Origin of the sequence: Cellulomonas wangleii (assembly GCF_018388445.1) — a bacterium.
GTDB classification, from domain to species: Bacteria; Actinomycetota; Actinomycetes; order Actinomycetales; family Cellulomonadaceae; genus Cellulomonas; species Cellulomonas wangleii.
On record NZ_CP074405.1, the window covers coordinates 2,318,943 to 2,334,181 of the forward strand.

At 74.6% G+C, this 15,239-nt stretch carries 17 protein-coding genes; 5 read left to right on the forward strand and 12 right to left on the reverse strand.

Annotated elements, in window-relative coordinates; all coding sequences use genetic code 11:
• Window positions 1-231 precede the first annotated feature (231 nt).
• From KG103_RS10675 to ctaC, 3 genes are read right to left on the reverse strand one after another with little or no spacing between them, the layout of a single operon-like run.
• Entirely contained in the window at window positions 232-630 is a 399-nt protein-coding gene (locus KG103_RS10675; protein WP_207341147.1) for a cytochrome c oxidase subunit 4, read from the reverse strand.
• The gene (gene ctaD / locus KG103_RS10680; RefSeq protein WP_207341146.1) at window positions 627-2,450 is read right to left on the reverse strand and encodes an aa3-type cytochrome oxidase subunit I; all 1,824 of its coding nucleotides are present in this window, start codon (window positions 2,448-2,450) and stop codon (window positions 627-629) included. The genes KG103_RS10675 and ctaD overlap by 4 nt, the downstream gene beginning before the upstream one ends.
• Complete coding sequence (ctaC, locus tag KG103_RS10685; protein WP_207341145.1) at window positions 2,450-3,319, reverse strand: aa3-type cytochrome oxidase subunit II; 870 nt, start codon at window positions 3,317-3,319, stop codon at window positions 2,450-2,452. Before ctaC ends, ctaD begins: the two co-directional genes overlap by 1 nt.
• Before the next feature lie 373 nt (window positions 3,320-3,692).
• Here ctaC and KG103_RS10690 point away from each other — a divergent pair, with 373 nt between their 5' ends.
• Window positions 3,693-4,811 (forward strand): cysteine desulfurase family protein, encoded by a 1,119-nt coding sequence (locus KG103_RS10690; protein ID WP_207341274.1) that lies wholly within the window; start codon window positions 3,693-3,695, stop codon window positions 4,809-4,811.
• A gap of 132 nt (window positions 4,812-4,943) precedes the next feature.
• Here KG103_RS10690 and erpA read toward each other — a convergent pair whose 3' ends face one another.
• Both erpA and KG103_RS10700 read right to left on the reverse strand, forming a co-directional pair.
• A complete protein-coding gene (gene erpA, locus KG103_RS10695; RefSeq protein WP_089799476.1) occupies window positions 4,944-5,294 on the reverse strand; it encodes an iron-sulfur cluster insertion protein ErpA in 351 nt (116 codons plus the stop codon).
• 73 nt (window positions 5,295-5,367) lie between these two features.
• Window positions 5,368-6,576 (reverse strand): glycerate kinase family protein, encoded by a 1,209-nt coding sequence (locus KG103_RS10700; RefSeq protein ID WP_307860941.1) that lies wholly within the window; start codon window positions 6,574-6,576, stop codon window positions 5,368-5,370.
• A gap of 95 nt (window positions 6,577-6,671) precedes the next feature.
• Here KG103_RS10700 and nadA point away from each other — a divergent pair, with 95 nt between their 5' ends.
• Window positions 6,672-7,868, forward strand: a complete 1,197-nt coding sequence (nadA, locus tag KG103_RS10705) for a quinolinate synthase NadA (RefSeq protein ID WP_207341144.1) — start codon at window positions 6,672-6,674, stop codon at window positions 7,866-7,868.
• Between the two features lie 102 nt (window positions 7,869-7,970).
• Window positions 7,971-8,489 carry an acyl-CoA thioesterase gene (locus KG103_RS10710; protein WP_207341272.1) on the forward strand — a complete coding sequence of 173 codons (519 nt, stop codon included), beginning with the start codon at window positions 7,971-7,973 and terminating at the stop codon, window positions 8,487-8,489.
• Between the two features lie 43 nt (window positions 8,490-8,532).
• Here KG103_RS10710 and KG103_RS10715 read toward each other — a convergent pair whose 3' ends face one another.
• Window positions 8,533-9,927: a dipeptidase gene (locus KG103_RS10715; RefSeq protein ID WP_207341143.1), complete on the reverse strand. Its 1,395-nt coding sequence runs from the start codon at window positions 9,925-9,927 to the stop codon at window positions 8,533-8,535.
• A gap of 32 nt (window positions 9,928-9,959) precedes the next feature.
• On the opposite strand from KG103_RS10715, the gene KG103_RS10720 reads away from it, so the two are divergent.
• On the forward strand, window positions 9,960-10,559 hold the full coding sequence (locus tag KG103_RS10720) for a DUF3043 domain-containing protein (protein ID WP_207341142.1): 600 nt from the start codon (window positions 9,960-9,962) through the stop codon (window positions 10,557-10,559).
• Between the two features lie 17 nt (window positions 10,560-10,576).
• Here the strand turns inward: KG103_RS10720 and KG103_RS10725 are convergent, their stop codons facing one another.
• Window positions 10,577-11,401 (reverse strand): hypothetical protein, encoded by an 825-nt coding sequence (locus KG103_RS10725; RefSeq protein WP_207341141.1) that lies wholly within the window; start codon window positions 11,399-11,401, stop codon window positions 10,577-10,579.
• Between the two features lie 56 nt (window positions 11,402-11,457).
• Window positions 11,458-11,610 carry a hypothetical protein gene (locus tag KG103_RS10730; RefSeq protein WP_207341140.1) on the reverse strand — a complete coding sequence of 51 codons (153 nt, stop codon included), beginning with the start codon at window positions 11,608-11,610 and terminating at the stop codon, window positions 11,458-11,460.
• A 62-nt stretch (window positions 11,611-11,672) separates the two neighbouring features.
• On the opposite strand from KG103_RS10730, the gene yczR reads away from it, so the two are divergent.
• A complete protein-coding gene (yczR, locus tag KG103_RS10735; RefSeq protein WP_207341139.1) occupies window positions 11,673-13,121 on the forward strand; it encodes a MocR-like transcription factor YczR in 1,449 nt (482 codons plus the stop codon).
• A 3-nt stretch (window positions 13,122-13,124) separates the two neighbouring features.
• Here the strand turns inward: yczR and KG103_RS10740 are convergent, their stop codons facing one another.
• Genes KG103_RS10740 through KG103_RS10755 form a run of 4 tightly spaced genes read right to left on the reverse strand, consistent with a single transcriptional unit; the run spans window position 13,125 to window position 15,223 of the window.
• Window positions 13,125-13,340: a hypothetical protein gene (locus KG103_RS10740; protein ID WP_249670547.1), complete on the reverse strand. Its 216-nt coding sequence runs from the start codon at window positions 13,338-13,340 to the stop codon at window positions 13,125-13,127.
• Complete coding sequence (locus KG103_RS10745) at window positions 13,337-14,389, reverse strand: quinone-dependent dihydroorotate dehydrogenase (RefSeq protein WP_207341138.1); 1,053 nt, start codon at window positions 14,387-14,389, stop codon at window positions 13,337-13,339. Before KG103_RS10745 ends, KG103_RS10740 begins: the two co-directional genes overlap by 4 nt.
• A gap of 5 nt (window positions 14,390-14,394) precedes the next feature.
• Window positions 14,395-14,865, reverse strand: coding sequence for a hypothetical protein (locus tag KG103_RS10750; RefSeq protein WP_207341137.1), 471 nt, complete (start codon window positions 14,863-14,865; stop codon window positions 14,395-14,397).
• Between the two features lies 1 nt (window position 14,866).
• Entirely contained in the window at window positions 14,867-15,223 is a 357-nt protein-coding gene (locus KG103_RS10755) for a hypothetical protein (RefSeq protein WP_207341136.1), read from the reverse strand.
• Between the last annotated feature and the right edge of the window lie 16 nt (window positions 15,224-15,239).

Sequence of the window (15,239 nt, forward strand, 5' to 3'; positions counted from 1 at the left end):
CGCCGGCCGACGATCTCAGAGCTCGCCGGCTCAGAGGATGACGAGCTCGTCGTCCCGCCACTCCGCAGCGGACTGAGGAGGAGCGAGCTCGTCTCCCCCGATGCCCGCCACAGCCTGGAGCGGGGATCGTCGGTGTCGACGTACTGCTCGATCTCCGTCCCCGTGTGGGCCCAGGTGGACGACGACGGCCCGCCACCTCGAGGGTGACGGGCCGTCGTGGAGTGCTGTGCGTCAGTGCGCGTGCTGACCGCGGGAGTACTCGAACATCCACCCCACGAGCCCGATGACGCCCAGGACGGCTGCGGGGACCATGAGCCACCAGCCGATGGCCATGGCCAGGAACGCGACCGAGCCACCCAGCGCGACGACGAGCGGCCACCAGCTCCACGGGCTGAACGTGCCCTGGTTGCCGGCGCCCTGCTCGATCTCGCCGAGCTCGTCGTCCTCCGGGCGGGGGTCGATCCGACGGGCCAGCAGCGCGAAGTAGCCGCCGATCATGCCGACCAGGCCACCCACGAGCGGGATGCCGACCGTGCCGACCGCCTCGCCGCCGCTCCAGAACCCGTAGATCAGGCCGACGGGGATGAAGAAGAGGATCCCGTAGAGGAAGAGCTTCGCCTCGATCTTCACCGCTCGTCCTCCTCGCGACGCGCACGCACGTCCTCGATGTCGTCCTCGACGACCGTCGCCGTCGACTGGCGCTGCTCACCGGTGTCCCGGGTCATGCGCTCCTCGGCCAGCTCCCGCTCGCCGGTGCGCTGCGGCGCCCAGTCGAGGGGGCCCGGGTCCTCCGGCTCGACGTGGTCCATCGCGGCGACCTCGGGGTGGTGCAGGTCGAACGCCGGGCGCTCCGAGCGGATGCGCGGCAGCGAGGTGAAGTTGTGCCGCGGCGGCGGGCAGCTGGTCGCCCACTCGAGCGAGCCGCCGTAGCCCCACGGGTCGTCGACCGTCACCTTGGGCGCGTTGCGCCACGTCACGTAGACGTTCCAGAGGAAGGGCAGCGTCGACGCCGCGAGGATCGCCGACCCCACGGTGGAGAGCTGGTTCATCCAGGTGAACCCGTCCGCCGGGGAGTAGTCCGCGTACCGCCGCGGCATCCCGATCACGCCGAGCCAGTGCTGGACGAGGAACGTCATGTGGAACCCGACGAACAGCACCCAGAAGTGGATCTTGCCCAGCCGCTCGTCGAGCATGCGGCCGGTGAACTTCGGCCACCAGAAGTAGAAGCCGGCGAACATCGCGAACACGACGGTGCCGAAGACGACGTAGTGGAAGTGCGCGACCACGAAGTACGTGTCGGACAGGTGGAAGTCGAGCGCCGGGCTGGACAGGATGACGCCGGTCAGCCCACCGAAGAGGAAGGTCACCAGGAAGCCGATGGACCACAGCATGGGTGTCTCGAAGGTGAGCTTGCCCCGCCACATCGTGCCGATCCAGTTGAAGAACTTCACACCGGTCGGCACCGCGATCAGCATCGTCATGAACGCGAAGAACGGCAGCAGGACGGCCCCGGTGACGTACATGTGGTGCGCCCACACCGTCACGGACAGCGCCGCGATCGCGATCGTGGCGTAGATCAGGCCCTTGTAGCCGAAGATCGGCTTGCGGCTGAACACCGGCAGGATCTCGGACACGATGCCGAAGAACGGCAGGGCGATGATGTAGACCTCGGGGTGGCCGAAGAACCAGAACAGGTGCTGCCAGAGCAGCGCACCGCCGTTGTCCGGGTTGAAGACCTGGGCGCCCAGGCGCCGGTCGGCGCCCAGCGCGAACAGCGCGGCTGCGAGCGGCGGGAACGCCATGAGGACGAGCAGCGACGTCACCAGGATGTTCCAGGTGAAGATCGGCATCCGGAACATGGTCATGCCCGGCGCGCGCATCGTGACGACCGTCGTGATGAAGTTGACGGCACCGAGGATGGTGCCGAAGCCGGTCAGCGCCAGGCCGAAGACCCAGAGGTCTCCCCCGACACCCGGTGAGTACATCTGGTTCGACAGCGGTGCGTACGCGAACCACCCGAACGACGCCGCACCCTGCGGGGTGAGGAAGCCGGCGGCGGCGATGAGCCCACCGAACAGGTAGAGCCAGTACGCGAACATGTTGAGCCGCGGGAACGCGACGTCCGGCGCACCGATCTGCAGCGGCATGATGATGTTGGCGAAGCCCGCGAACAGCGGGGTCGCGAACAGCAGCAGCATGATCGTGCCGTGCATCGTGAACGCCTGGTTGTACTGCTCCTTGGACTGGAACAGGTCCATGCCCGGCTGGAACAGCTCGGCGCGGATGAGCAGCGCGAGGATGCCGCCGACCGCGAACCAGATGAACGAGGTGATCAGGTACAGGTACCCGATCGTCTTGTGGTCCGTGGAGGTGATCCACTTGACCACGGTCCGCCCGAGCGACTGCCGCCGGGGGGACAGGCCAGGGATGACCTCGGTGCTCGCCGCCATCAGTGCTCGTCCTTTGCCACGTCGTTCAGGTCCTGCAGCCGGCTGTACTCCAGGCCGAGGGCTCCGGTCTGGCCGCGCTCGCGCAGCTCCTCCATGTGGGCGTCGTACTCGTCCTGCGAGACCACGGCCACGTTGAACAGCATCGAGGAGTGCTCCTCGCCGCACAGCTCCGCGCACTTGCCGCGGTAGACGCCCTCACGTGTCGGGGTCACCTGGAACGTGTTGGTGTGCCCCGGGATCATGTCGAGCTTGTAGAGGAAGTCGGGGATCCAGAAGGAGTGGATGACGTCCCGCGAGTCCAGCGTGAACTCGACCCGCTGGTCGACCGGGAGGTAGAGCGTCACCTGCTCGTCCAGCGCGGCCGGCTCGGTGCCGATGTCGATCGCCTGCTGCCCGGTCTCGTACACCTCGTCGTCGAGGTAGTTGAAGTCCCAGCTCCACTGCTTGCCGATCGCCTGGATGCGCACGTCGGGCTCCGCCGAGGTGTCCTGCATCGCCAGCGTGTCCTCGTTGGTGTGGTAGAAGAGCACGCCCACCATGACCACCGGCAGCAGGATGTACATGATCTCGAGCGGCACGTGGTACCGGAGCTGGACCGGCAGCGTGTCGTCGTCCTTGCGCTTCCGGTAGACCGCGACGCACCACAGGATCAGGCCCCAGGTGATGGCGCCGACGGCCAGGGCGGCGATCCACGACCCGACCCACAGCGAGACCACGCGACCGGTCTGGTCGGTGACCTCCTGGTCGGAGAAGCCGGGGAGCCAGCCACGCTGGACCGTCTCGGAGCAGCCGCTGAGCGCGAGCACGAGCGCCGTGGCCAGCACGGCGACGGACACGCGCCGGGTACGGCGGGGGGGAACCGGGTGCACGGGGAACCTTCCACTCGCGTCCCACCGGACGGCATCCCGCCATGTGCAGGCAGCCGTGTGGGACCTTCGTCCTCGACCGGGTCAGCGTAGCGCGCCGTGGCGGCGCTCACGTGCCGCGGCGCACGGTTGACGACATGGTGTCAGCACCGTCACACCCCGGCCCGGCCGCACGTGCGTGCCCGTCACGAGCGCTCGCGCGCTCGGCGGCGACAGCGGCGACAGCGGTGAGGGCAGGGGCAAGGGCTCCGCGCGTTAGCGTGCCGGGGTGACCGATCCCCTGCCCCCTGCGGCGACGCGCACCGCAGCGACCGGCCCGGCGTCCGCGAGCACGGTCCCGGACGTCGCCCGGCCTGCCGCAGCCCCCGCGCGGGCCGTGCTGGACGTCGCGGGCCACGCCCCGCTGCGGCCGGGCGCGCGCACCGCGCTGCTGGAGGCGTTCGACCAGGGCTGGGCGGACCCGCGACGGCTGTACGCCGAGGGGCGGCGCGCCCGCCTCCTGCTCGACGGGGCGCGCGAGGCGCTCGCCGCGGAGCTCGGCGCCCGCCCCGACGAGGTCGACCTGCTGCCCAGCCACACGCTCGCCCTGCACAACGCCGTGCTCGGGGTCGCTCGGGGACGGCGGCGGGTCGGCGCGGACGTGGTGGTGCCGACCGTCGAGCGCGCCGCGATCCAGCACGCCGCCGAGCTCGCCGCGGCACGCGGTGGCGGGCGCGTGCAGCCCGTGGGCGTCGACCGGCTGGGACGGGTGGACGCCGACGAGCTCGTCACCCTGGCCCGCACGGCGGGCACGGCGCTGACCGTCCTGCAGCACGCCAACGGAGAGGTCGGGACGTGCCAGCCCGTCGAGGCGGTGCACGCCGCGCTGCGCGGCACCGGCGTGCCCCTCGTCGTCGACGTCGGAGCGAGCACGGGGCACCTGGCGCCGCCCGCCGGCGGGGACGTCCTCGTCGCCGACGCCGGCGACTGGGGCGGTCCGCCCCTGGGGGTCACGGTCACGCGCACCGGCGTGCGCCGCAGCCCGGACTGGCCCGAGGACGACGACCGGTGGTCGCCCGGCGGGGTCCCGGTGCCCCTGGCGCTGGCGGCCGCCGTCGCGCTGCAGGAGGCGGCGGCGGACCGCGACCGCGCCGACGCGCACCGACGCGCCCTCGTGGACGAGGTCCGCCGTCGCGTCGCGGCGACGGTGCCGGACGTCCAGGTGGTCGGTGACCCCGTGGACCGTCTCCCCCACGTCGTCACGTTCTCCTGCCTCTACGTCGAGGGCGAGGCGATCGTCGACGCCCTCGACCGCGCGGGCCTCGGCGTGGGCTCGGGCTCGGCGTGCACGTCGAGCTCGCTGGAGCCCAGCCACGTGCTGGCGGCGATGGGGGCGCTCACGCAGGGCAACGTGCGGCTGTCGCTGCCGGCGGACGTCACCACGGACGCGGTGCGGCGGTTCTGCGACGTGCTGCCCGGTGCGGTCGCCGCCGTGCGCGCGTCACTCGGCGCCTGACGGCAGGCCCGCCCGGCAGGACGGCCCGACCCGCACGGCACCGGCGCGGGGACCCGTCCCGCACGGGACCCCGGACGCGCACCGGGCCCGCACCCCTGACGGGTGCGGGCCCGGTGCGACGGGGTCCCGGTGTCAGCTGAAGGAGCCGCCGCACGCGCAGGCGCTGCCCGCGTTCGGGTTGTCGATCGTGAAGCCCTGCTTCTCGATCGTGTCGGCGAAGTCGATCGTCGCGCCCTCGAGGTACGGCACGCTCATGCGGTCCACGACGACCTCGACGCCGTCGTAGTCGCGGGTCGCGTCGCCGTCGAGCAGGCGCTCGTCGAAGTAGAGCTGGTAGATCAGGCCGGAGCAGCCCCCGGGCTGCACGGCGACACGCAGCCGCAGGTCGTCGCGACCCTCCTGCTCGAGCAGGCTGCGCACCTTGTCGGCCGCCACGTCGGTGAGCTGGACGCCGTGCGTCGTGGTCTCGGTGGTCTCGCTCATGTCACTCCCGGGTTCGCCAGAACGTTCCTCGACGACGCCAACACCGTCGGCCGGTCCGTTGTTCCCGACCAGCCTACGCGCCACGCGCCGGCGACCACGTGCGCGCGACGCGGGCCGTCCGTGCACGCAGCGTGCCCGCAGGGTCCGCGAGCGCGACGCGGACTGCGTCCGGGCCCTCGGCCACCGGGTACGCGGCAGTCACGCCCGCGGCCGAGAGCTCGCGTCGACCGACGAGCACCTCCCCGGACACCACCACGGTGGGTACCGCGAGCGGGAGCGCCCGCGCGGCGACCTCGGCCACGACCTTGCCGTGCAGCGACTGCCAGTCGGTGCGCCCCTCGCCGGTGACCACCAGGTCGTGCGCGGCGATGCGCGCAGGCAGGTCCACGGCGTCCGCGACGAGGCGCGCCCCGGGCAGCAGGCGCGCGCCCAGCAGCGCCAGGGCGAAGCCGAGCCCACCGGCGGCACCGGCCCCGGGCAGCGCGGCCGGGCGGGCGGGACGGACGTCTGACGCGCCGAGCAGGTCGGCGCCCGGGCCGGTGCGAACGGCTCCCAGGGCCGTCGTGGCGGCGTGCGCGAACGAGCCGAGAGCACGCTCCAGGTCCTGGGCCTGCTCGGCGGTGGCGCCCTTCTGCTCCGAGAAGCCCGCCGAGGCGCCGGTCAGGCCGAGCAGCGGCACGTCCACGTCGACGGCGGCGAGCAGGTCGACGCCCGCGAGCGCGGTCCGCAGGGCGGGCAGCCACCGCAGGTCGTCGGCGTGCAGCCCACCGAGGGCGCCACCCCCGCCGCCCAACCGGGCGGCGACGTCCTCGTCGACGGTGCCGGGCGGCAGCAGGGCCTGCGCCAGGGCGAGCAGCAGGCCGGCGCCCGCGTCGTTGGTGGCGGACCCGCCCAGGCCGATCACGACCCGACGTGCCCCGGGCAGTGCGGCCGCGACCAGCTCCCCGGCCCCCCGGCTCGTGGTCCGTGTGGGGTCGCGCCGCCCGACCGGCACCAGCCCCAGGCCCACCGCGTGCGCCGACTCCAGGTGGACCGTCGTGCCGACGCGCAGCATCGCCGCGGGCGCGGGCTCGCCCACCGGCGAGCCCACCGTCACCGGCACGAGGTCGCCACCGAGCGTGGCGTGCAGCGTGGCGACGAACCCCGGCCCGCCGTCCGCCAGGGGACAGACGTCGACCGCGTCGTGCGGTGCGCCGTCGGACCAGCCGGCGCGCAGCGCGGCGGCCGCCTCGGCGGGCGTGAGGTGGGTGCCGAACCCGTCGGGGGCCATGAGGACGCGCACGCCCCGATGGTGGCACGTGCCGGCCCCTGCCCCGGACCGTGCCACGGGCCGGGCGCGTCCGCGGGTGGCGGGGACCCCTGTGCGATCATGCCGCCGTGAGCACCCCCACCGGCACGTTCACCGAGCCCGCGGCGTCCGCCCTGCTGCTGCTGGGGCGCGGCGTCGACCTGTCCTCCGAGCGCGGTGTGGAGTGCGTCGGCGCGCTGCCCGAGCCCGGTGACCCCGGACTGGTCGAACGGGCGCGCGTCGCCCGGGCAGCACTCGGCGACCGCGCCTTCGTGCTCGGGCACCACTACCAGCGCGACGAGGTCATCGCGTTCGCGGACGTCACCGGTGACTCCTTCAAGCTCGCACGCGAGGCGGCCGCGCGCCCCGACGCCGAGTTCGTCGTCTTCTGCGGCGTGCACTTCATGGCGGAGTCCGCGGACATCCTGACGTCCGACACCCAGCAGGTCGTGCTGCCGGACCTGGCGGCGGGCTGCTCGATGGCGGACATGGCGGCCGTCGACCAGGTCGAGGACGCGTGGGACGTGCTCGTCGACGCGGGGGTCGCGCAGGACACGGTGCCCGTGACGTACATGAACTCGACCGCGGCCATCAAGGCGTTCACCGGCCGCCACGGCGGGACGGTGTGCACGTCCTCCAACGCGCACGTGGCGCTGCGCTGGGCGTTCGACCGGGTGGGTGGCCTGGCGGGGCGCGGCAAGGTCCTCTTCATGCCCGACCAGCACCTGGGGCGCAACACGGCCGTCACGCAGCTCGGCCTGTCGCTCGACGACTGCGTGGTCTACGACCCGCGGCGGCCGGGCGGAGGCCTGACGGCCGAGCAGCTGCGCGACGCCCGGATGATCCTGTGGCGCGGCCACTGCTCGGTGCACGGCCGCTTCTCGGCGCGCAACGTCGCGGACGTGCGTGCCGCCGTCCCCGGCGTCACCGTGCTCGTCCACCCCGAGTGCACGCACGAGGTCGTCACGGCGGCCGACATGGTCGGCTCGACCGAGTACATCATCAAGACCCTCGACGCCGCCGAGCCCGGCTCGTCGTGGGCGATCGGCACCGAGCTCAACCTGGTGCGTCGGCTGGCGCGGCAGCACCCCGAGCTCTCGGTGCACTACCTCGACTCGACGGTCTGCTTCTGCTCCACCATGAACCGGATCGACCTGCCGCACCTGGTGTGGACGCTCGAGGAGCTGGTCGCCGGACGCGTCCCGCACCGCATCGTCGTCGGCGAGCAGGACGCGCGGTGGGCGCGTGCGGCCCTCGACCAGATGCTGGCGCTGCCCGGCCACTGACGCCGGCCGGTCGGCCGGCTTCCCGGTCGTCGCGGCCACCCCGCCGTGGCGCCCTGAGACACAGCACGCGTACCCGCCGGTAGCCTCGGCGCCGTGTCCCGGATGCTGCAGCTGACGCTCGCCACCCTGCGCCCCCGGCGCGCCCTGCCCGGCTTCGACCCGCTCGCCCCGTCCGTCACGCGCCTGCGCGTGCGCCCGGGCGACCTGGACCTGTACCGCCACGTGAACAACGGGGTGTACCTGCAGTACATGGACCTGGGCCGGTCGAACTACCTGGCCGACCTCGGCGCCTTCGGCCGGCTGTCGGCCCGCGGGTGGTACCCGGTCGTCGCCGCGTCGACCGTGAAGTACCGCCGCTCGCTGACCCTCGGGCAGCGCTTCACGGTGACGACGCGCCTTCTCGGGTGGGACGGCCGCGTGGTCTACCTGGAGCAGGTGGTCGAGCGCGACGGGCTTCTCGTGGCCCGCGGCTGGGTCGCCGGGCGCTTCCTGTCACGCGCGGGTGACCGCATCGCGCCGGCCGACGTGATCGCCGCCATCGACGCCGGGCTGCGCGAGAGCCCTGCACTGCCCGAGGACGTCGCCGCCTGGGCGCGCGCCGTCGACGTCGCCCACCGCTGAGCCGCCGGCCCGCCGCCGCGGCGGGCGGGCCGGCGTGCGGAGGTCATGCCGTCGGTGCGAGCACCTCCAGCAGGAGCGCCTCGGCGAGGACGACCCGCTCGAGCTCGCCCAGGTGCACCGACTCGTCGGCACCGTGCGCACGCGAGTCGGGGTCCTCGACGCCCGTCACGAGGATGGTCGCGTCGGGGTAGACGTCGAGCAGGTCGCTGATGAACGGGATGGACCCGCCGACGCCGATGTCGACCGGCGCCGTGCCCCACGCGGTGCGCATCGCCCACCGGGCGGCCTGCATGCCCGCGGAGTCGGCCGGGGACCGGAACGGCCTCCCCTGCTCCCCCTCGTGCACGGTGACCCGCGCACCGAACGGCGCGTGCGCCAGGAGGTGCTCGCGCATGGCCGCCATGGCCGCGGCGGGGTCCTGCCCCGGTGCGAGCCGGACCGAGATCATCGCGGACGCGCGCGGCGTGATGGTGTTCGAGGCGGACGCGACGCGCGGGGCGTCCAGTCCGATGACGCCGATGGCCGGCCGCGTCCACAGCCGCGCGGTCAGCGGGCCGGTGCCGGCCAGCCGGACGCCGGGCAGCACGCCCGCGTCGGCGCGCAGCTCGGCCTCGTCGTAGTCGACCGTCGGGTCGTCGGCGTGGACCAGTCCCGCGACCGCGACGTCCCCGTGCTCGTCGTGCAGGGTCGCGATCAGGCGGGCCAGCAGCGTCGGGGCGTCGAGCACCGGGCCGCCGAACATGCCGGAGTGGACCGCGTGGGACAGCACCTCGACGTCGACGACCAGGTCGACCAGACCCCGCAGGGACGTGGTCAGGCCGGGCACGCCCACCTTCCAGTTGGAGGAGTCCGCCACGACCATGACGTCCGCGGCGAGCAGGTCACGGTAGGTGTGCAGGAAGTCGACGAACGTCGGGGAGCCGATCTCCTCCTCGCCCTCGACGAAGACCGTCACGCCGACGCCGAGCTCGTCACCGAGTGCGCGCAGCGCACCGACGTGGGCCACGACGCCCGCCTTGTCGTCCGCCGCGCCGCGGCCGTACAGGCGCTCGCCGCGCTGGGTGGGCTCGAAGGGCGCGGACGACCAGTGGCGGTCGTCACCGGGCGGCTGCACGTCGTGATGGGCGTAGAGCAGCACGGTCGGGGCGCCGTCCGGGGCCGGTCGGCGCGCCACCACCGCGGGGGCCCCCGGCGTGCCGTCGGCGCCCGTGACGCGCAGCACCTGGACCTCGGGCATGCCCGCGTCGGAGAGCAGCTGGGCGACAGCGGCGGCGGAGGCCTCGACGTGCGCCCGGTCGAACTCGGTGTTCGAGACGCTCGGGATGCGCACGAGGGCCTCGAGGTCCGCGCGGACGCCGGCGAACTGCTCGGCGACGCGCGCCCGGAGCACGGCGACGCGGTCGTCGGTCGGGGTGGGGACGGGGTCGATGGTGGTCACGTCGTCCGACGCTACTCGACTACCCTGGGAGGGTGTTCGGACGCAAGCAGGACCCCCCGCCGACGGTCGACGCGCCCCTCGTCGACGAGCCGCCGCAGCCGGAGCCCACGGGCAAGGGCCGCCCCACGCCCAAGCGCAAGGAGGCGGAGGCGCGCAACAAGCGACCCCTCGTCCCGACGGACCGCCGGGCCGCCGCACGCGAGGCGCGTGCCCGGAACCGGGCGCTGCGCGACCTGGAGTACCAGGCCATGCGCACGGGCGACGAGCGGCACATGCCCCTGCGAGACCGCGGACCGGTGCGCCGCTACGTGCGCGACAGCGTGGACTCGCGCTGGAACCTCGGCGAGTTCTTCCTGCCGCTCGCGGCGGTGTTCCTGGTCCTGCAGTTCGTCACCGCGCGCAACGCGCCCGTGGTCGCCTTCGCGACGCTGCTGCTGCTGTACGTCTACATCATCGCGTCGATGGTCGACGCCTGGCTGATGTGGCGCGGGCTGAAGAAGCGCCTCGTCGCGAAGTTCGGCGAGGACAAGCTCCCGCGCGGTCTGACCATGTACGCGGTCCTCCGTGCGTTCCAGGTGCGTCCGTCGCGGCTGCCGAAGCCGCTCGTCAAGCACGGGCAGCGCCCGGCCTGACGGGCCGGGCCGGGCCGTCAGCCGCAGGCCCGGACCACCTGGAGCACGACGAAGCCGAGGACGGCCAGCGGCACCACGGGCGGCACCCCGCTGCGGCGGGGCGCCGCCGGGTCGCCCGCCGTGGCGGACGAGGGGCGAGCCGAGGGCTGCCGCTCGGTCGGCTGCCCGCCGTGGCGCTGCACCGACGAGGGCAGGCCCGAGCCGGTGGGCACCGGCACCCAGCGGTGGTCCGGCAGCAGCACGTGCCCGTTGACCACGTCGCCGACCCGGTAGGTGCGCTGCGCCGGCGCGGACGCCGCGGCCTGCGCCGCCGTGCGCTCGGCGGCACGGCTCGCCGCGTCCCGGGCGTCGGCCGCCCGGTGCTCGACCGCCCGCCGGTCCGCGGACGCCTCGTGGGCGACCGCGCGGCGCTCCGCGGCGGCGCGCTCCGTGGCGAGCCGGCGCTCGGTCGCCCGCTGCGCGGACCGCTCGGCCGCCGACCGCTCCGGGGTGGGGCGCTCCGACGTGGTCCGCTCCGCGGTGGACGGTCCGGCACCGGCGCCGGTCGCCGGGCGTCCGGCACCCCGCCGTGCCGACGCGGAGGCGGCACGGGCGCGCACCCGCTCCGCGAGCGGCACCCACTCGCCGTCCGGCGTGAGGACGTGCTCGTCGACCACGTCGCCCGCGGCGTACGGCGGTGAGGGATCGCGCCGCAGCGCCACCCACGTGAGGTCCGCGTCGAGCATGTGCCCGTCCACGACGTCACCGAGGCGGTAGGGCGAGCCGGCCGTCGGCGAGAGCCGCACCCACTCCCCCGAGCCGGTCAGCTCGAAGCCGTCCACCACCGCACCGACCGCGTACATCGTCCTCCTCCGGCACCCTCGTCGACCTGGCCGCAGGCTACCGTCCGGCGGACCGCTCAGGGCAGCGTCCGCCCAGGTGCCGCGGTGTCGTCGTGCCGCGACGGCGGCGGCGGTCGGTGCCCCAGGCCGTCGCGGCGCACGGTGCGCACGAGGAGGGCGCCGAGCGCGACGGCGGCGAGCGACGCCAGGAGCACGACCGGGAGCGACATGGCCCCTACCGTGGCGTGCCGGTGGCCTTGTCCTCCAGTGCCACTTCGGCAAGAGTGGCCACATGCCCCCGACGGCCGACCGCCGCGTGAACGGCGCCCGCCTGCGCACCCTCCTCGGCTCGTGGCACCACCACGGCCCGGCCTACCAGGCGCTCGCCGACGCGCTGCGCGGCCTGACCCGCTCCGGGACGCTGCCGCTGGCCACACGGCTGCCCGGCGAGCGGGAGGTGGCCGAGGCGCTCGGGGTGTCGCGGACCACCGTCACGGCGGCCTACGACCTGCTGCGCGACGAGGGCTTCCTCGTCAGCCGGCGCGGGTCCGGCACGGTCACGACGCTGCCGGACCACGCGGGCGACCGGGCTCCGGCCCGTCTGGGCACCGTGGACGACGAGCTCGTCGACCTGTCCGCCGCGGCCCCGCCCGCGCCCCCGCAGCTCGCGGCCGCGTGCGCGGCCGCACTCGACGCCCTGCCCCGGTACACCGCCCGGGCCGGGTACCTGCCGCTCGGCCTGCCCGACCTGCGGGCCGCGATCGCGGAGCGGTACACGCGCCGCGGCGTGCGCACCACCCCGGACCAGGTCCTGGTCACCACGGGCGGTCAGCAGGCGATCCACCTGCTCGCCGGCACGTTCGCGGGCACCGGCGACCGGGTCGTGGTCGAGCACCCCACCTACCCGCACGCGGTCGACGCGGTCCGGGCCGTCGGCGCACGTCCCGTCCCCGTGCCCGTGACGACGCAGGGCACCGACCTGGACCTGCTCGCCTCCACCCTGCGCCAGGCCTCGCCACGCCTCGTCTACCTGGTCCCCGACCACCACAACCCGACGGGCACGTCGCTGCCGGACCAGGACCGTGAGCACGTGCGCGACCTGGCCCGCCGTACCCGGACGGTGGTGGTCGGCGACGAGACGCTCACGGACCTCACGCTCGACGGCGCGGACCCCGCCCCGTTCGCGGGCGGCGGGGGTGCCGACCGGTACGTCGTGTGCGTGGGATCCGCGTCGAAGTCGTTCTGGGGTGGTCTGCGGGTCGGGTGGGTCAGGGCGCACCCGGACGTGGTCGCCGCACTGGGACAGCGCCGTGCGCACGTGGACCTCTGCACGTCGGTGCTCGACCAGCTGGTGACCCTGCGACTGCTGGACCGGGCCGACGAGATCCTCGCCGAGCGGCGCGCGACGGTCCGCGCCCAGCGCGACGCCCTGCTGGGCATGCTCGCGCGTGACCTGCCCGACTGGCAGGTGGCGGTCCCGCACGGCGGGCTGTCCACGTGGGTCGACCTGGGGGCCCCGGTGTCGACGACGCTCGCCGCACTGGCCCACGGCCACGGCGTGCGCGTCGCGCCCGGTCCGGCGTTCGGCGTGGACGGCACCTTCGAGGACCGCCTGCGCGTGCCGTTCTCGCAGGACGCCGCCACCCTGCGCCGGGCGGTCGACGGCCTGGCCGCGGCCTGGGCGGCCCTGGGCACCCGGACGTCGGCGCGCGTGGCGGGGGGTCAGCCGACGCTGGTGTGACCGTCAGCCGGCGGGCAGCTCGATGACCGGCGGCACGTCGTCCTCACCGAGCTGCAGCACGACGCGACGGACACCCTGACCGGCCAGGGCGCGCCAGTGCTCGCCCAGCCACTGCTCCGCCTCGAACCGCGCGAGGAACACCGGGCTGCCGGGCCGGTCGACGGCCAGGCCACCCGCGTCCTCGAGCCGCCACTGCCAGCGGGCGCGTACCAGGCTCACCGCGCACCTCCGCGGCGGGCGTCGTCCGCGAGCGCGCGCGAGACGCGCGCGGGGAAGGCCGGTCCCTCGTAGACGAACGCCGTGTAGGCCTGCACGAGCGTGGCCCCCACCGCCAGGTACTCGCGCGCGTCGGCGGGCGAGGCGATGCCCCCGACGCCGATGATGACGGCCTCCTCGCCCAGCCGCGTGCGCAGCCGTGCGACGACGTCGAGCCCACGGGCGAGCAGCGGCGGACCGGAGAGCCCGCCCGGGCCGAGGGTGTGCCCGACGGTGGTGTTGACCGCGACGACACCGTCCAGGCCGAGCTCGGCCACCAGCTCGGCGACCGCGTCGACGTCGGCGTCGGACAGGTCCGGCGCGATCTTCACCAGCACGGGGACGACGGGGCGCCCGGCCCGCGCGGTCGCCTCGTCGGCGGCGACGCGCGTCGCGGTGAGCACGGGCCGTAGCGACTCGACGGCCTGCAGGTCGCGCAGGCCCGGGGTGTTGGGCGACGACACGTTGACCACGAGGTAGTCGGCGTACGGGGCCAGGCGTCCGGCGCTGGTCGCGTAGTCGGCGGGCGCCTCGGCCGCCGGGGTCACCTTCGTCTTGCCGATGTTGACCCCGACGACGAGCGAGCGGCCGTGCGGTGTGGCCCGCAGCCGGCGCAGCCGTGCGGCGACCGCTGCCGACCCCTCGTTGTTGAAGCCCATGCGGTTGCGCAGCGCTCGCTGGTCGAGGACCCGCCACAGTCGCGGCTTCTCGTTGCCGGGCTGCGGCTCCGCGGTGACGGTGCCGATCTCCACGAAGGAGTAGCCGAGCATCGCCAGGCCCTCGACCGCGCGGGCGTTCTTGTCGAAGCCCGCCGCCAGGCCGAACCGGCCGGGCAGGGTGCGTCCCCAGACGCGCACGGCGCCCGCGCCGCCGCGGGGCACCCGCAGTGCCCGCGACACGAGGGACCGCAGCCCCGGCACCCGCCCCACGGCGCCGATCAGCGCGAACGCCAGCTCGTGCGCCCGCTCGGGGTCCATGCGACGGAAGACCAGGTCGAACAGGAGCCGGTACACGCCGATCACCCTACGGCCGGCGGGTCGCTCGGGGTCCGGCCGTCCACGGCGGCGCCGCGGTCCCCGGTGCGCCGCAGCCACCACAGCCCGACGAACGGCAGCACCAGCGGGACGTAGCCGTACCCCGCGCCGAACCGCGACCAGACCGTCTCGTCCGGGAAGTCGCCGACGTCGACCACGGACAGCGTCCCCACGGTGAGCACGCCGACCAGCTCGAACACGACCGCGACCCAGGCGGTGGCCCGCCGGTCGCGCGCCAGCGCGACGGTCGCCACGACGTAGACGATGCCGGCGGCCAGCGACAGCACGTACGCGACGGGCGCCTCGTCGAGCTTGGTGCCGACCTGGTAGAGGCCGCGCGCCGTCGCCGCGATCGCGAGCACGCCGTAGACCGCGACGAGCAGTCGCCCGCCGCCGGTCCCGGTCGCGCGGTGCGACGGCGTGGCACCCGGTGCGGTGCGGCCCGACCCGGTCACGTCAGGCCGCCCAGATCTGCAGCAGACGCAGCTCGAGGAACGCGACCGTCAGCACGGCGACGAGCAGGACGACCGAGCTCCACCGGGTGCGCTCGGCGAACGCCCAGGCGGCGGCCACGGGAACCACGACCAGCTGCGTCACGACGTAGCCCCACAGCAGCACGCCGTCGACGTCCTGGTCACCCGTCGCCTGCACGACCGCGAGGACGACGCCCTGCAGCACCAGCACACCCTCGACGACGGCGCCGCCCCAGAGCTGCCGCAGGACGACCGGACGGTCGGCCACGACGAACCACCCGGCCCATCCGGCCAGTGCGAGGCAGAGGGCGGCGACGAGCAGCGCGAGAGGGAGGAACACGGTGCCACAACCTACC

Coding starts and splice junctions, on each gene's coding strand:
- KG103_RS10710 (WP_207341272.1), top strand. CDS start 7,971: ATGCTGCAGCTGACGCTCGCCACCCTGCGCCCCCGGCGCGCCCTGCCC.
- erpA (WP_089799476.1), bottom strand. CDS start 5,294: ATGAGCGAGACCACCGAGACCACGACGCACGGCGTCCAGCTCACCGAC.
- KG103_RS10725 (WP_207341141.1), bottom strand. CDS start 11,401: ATGTACGCGGTCGGTGCGGTGGTGGACGGCTTCGAGCTGACCGGCTCG.
- ctaD (WP_207341146.1), bottom strand. CDS start 2,450: ATGGCGGCGAGCACCGAGGTCATCCCTGGCCTGTCCCCCCGGCGGCAG.
- yczR (WP_207341139.1), top strand. CDS start 11,673: ATGCCCCCGACGGCCGACCGCCGCGTGAACGGCGCCCGCCTGCGCACC.
- KG103_RS10730 (WP_207341140.1), bottom strand. CDS start 11,610: ATGTCGCTCCCGGTCGTGCTCCTGGCGTCGCTCGCCGCCGTCGCGCTC.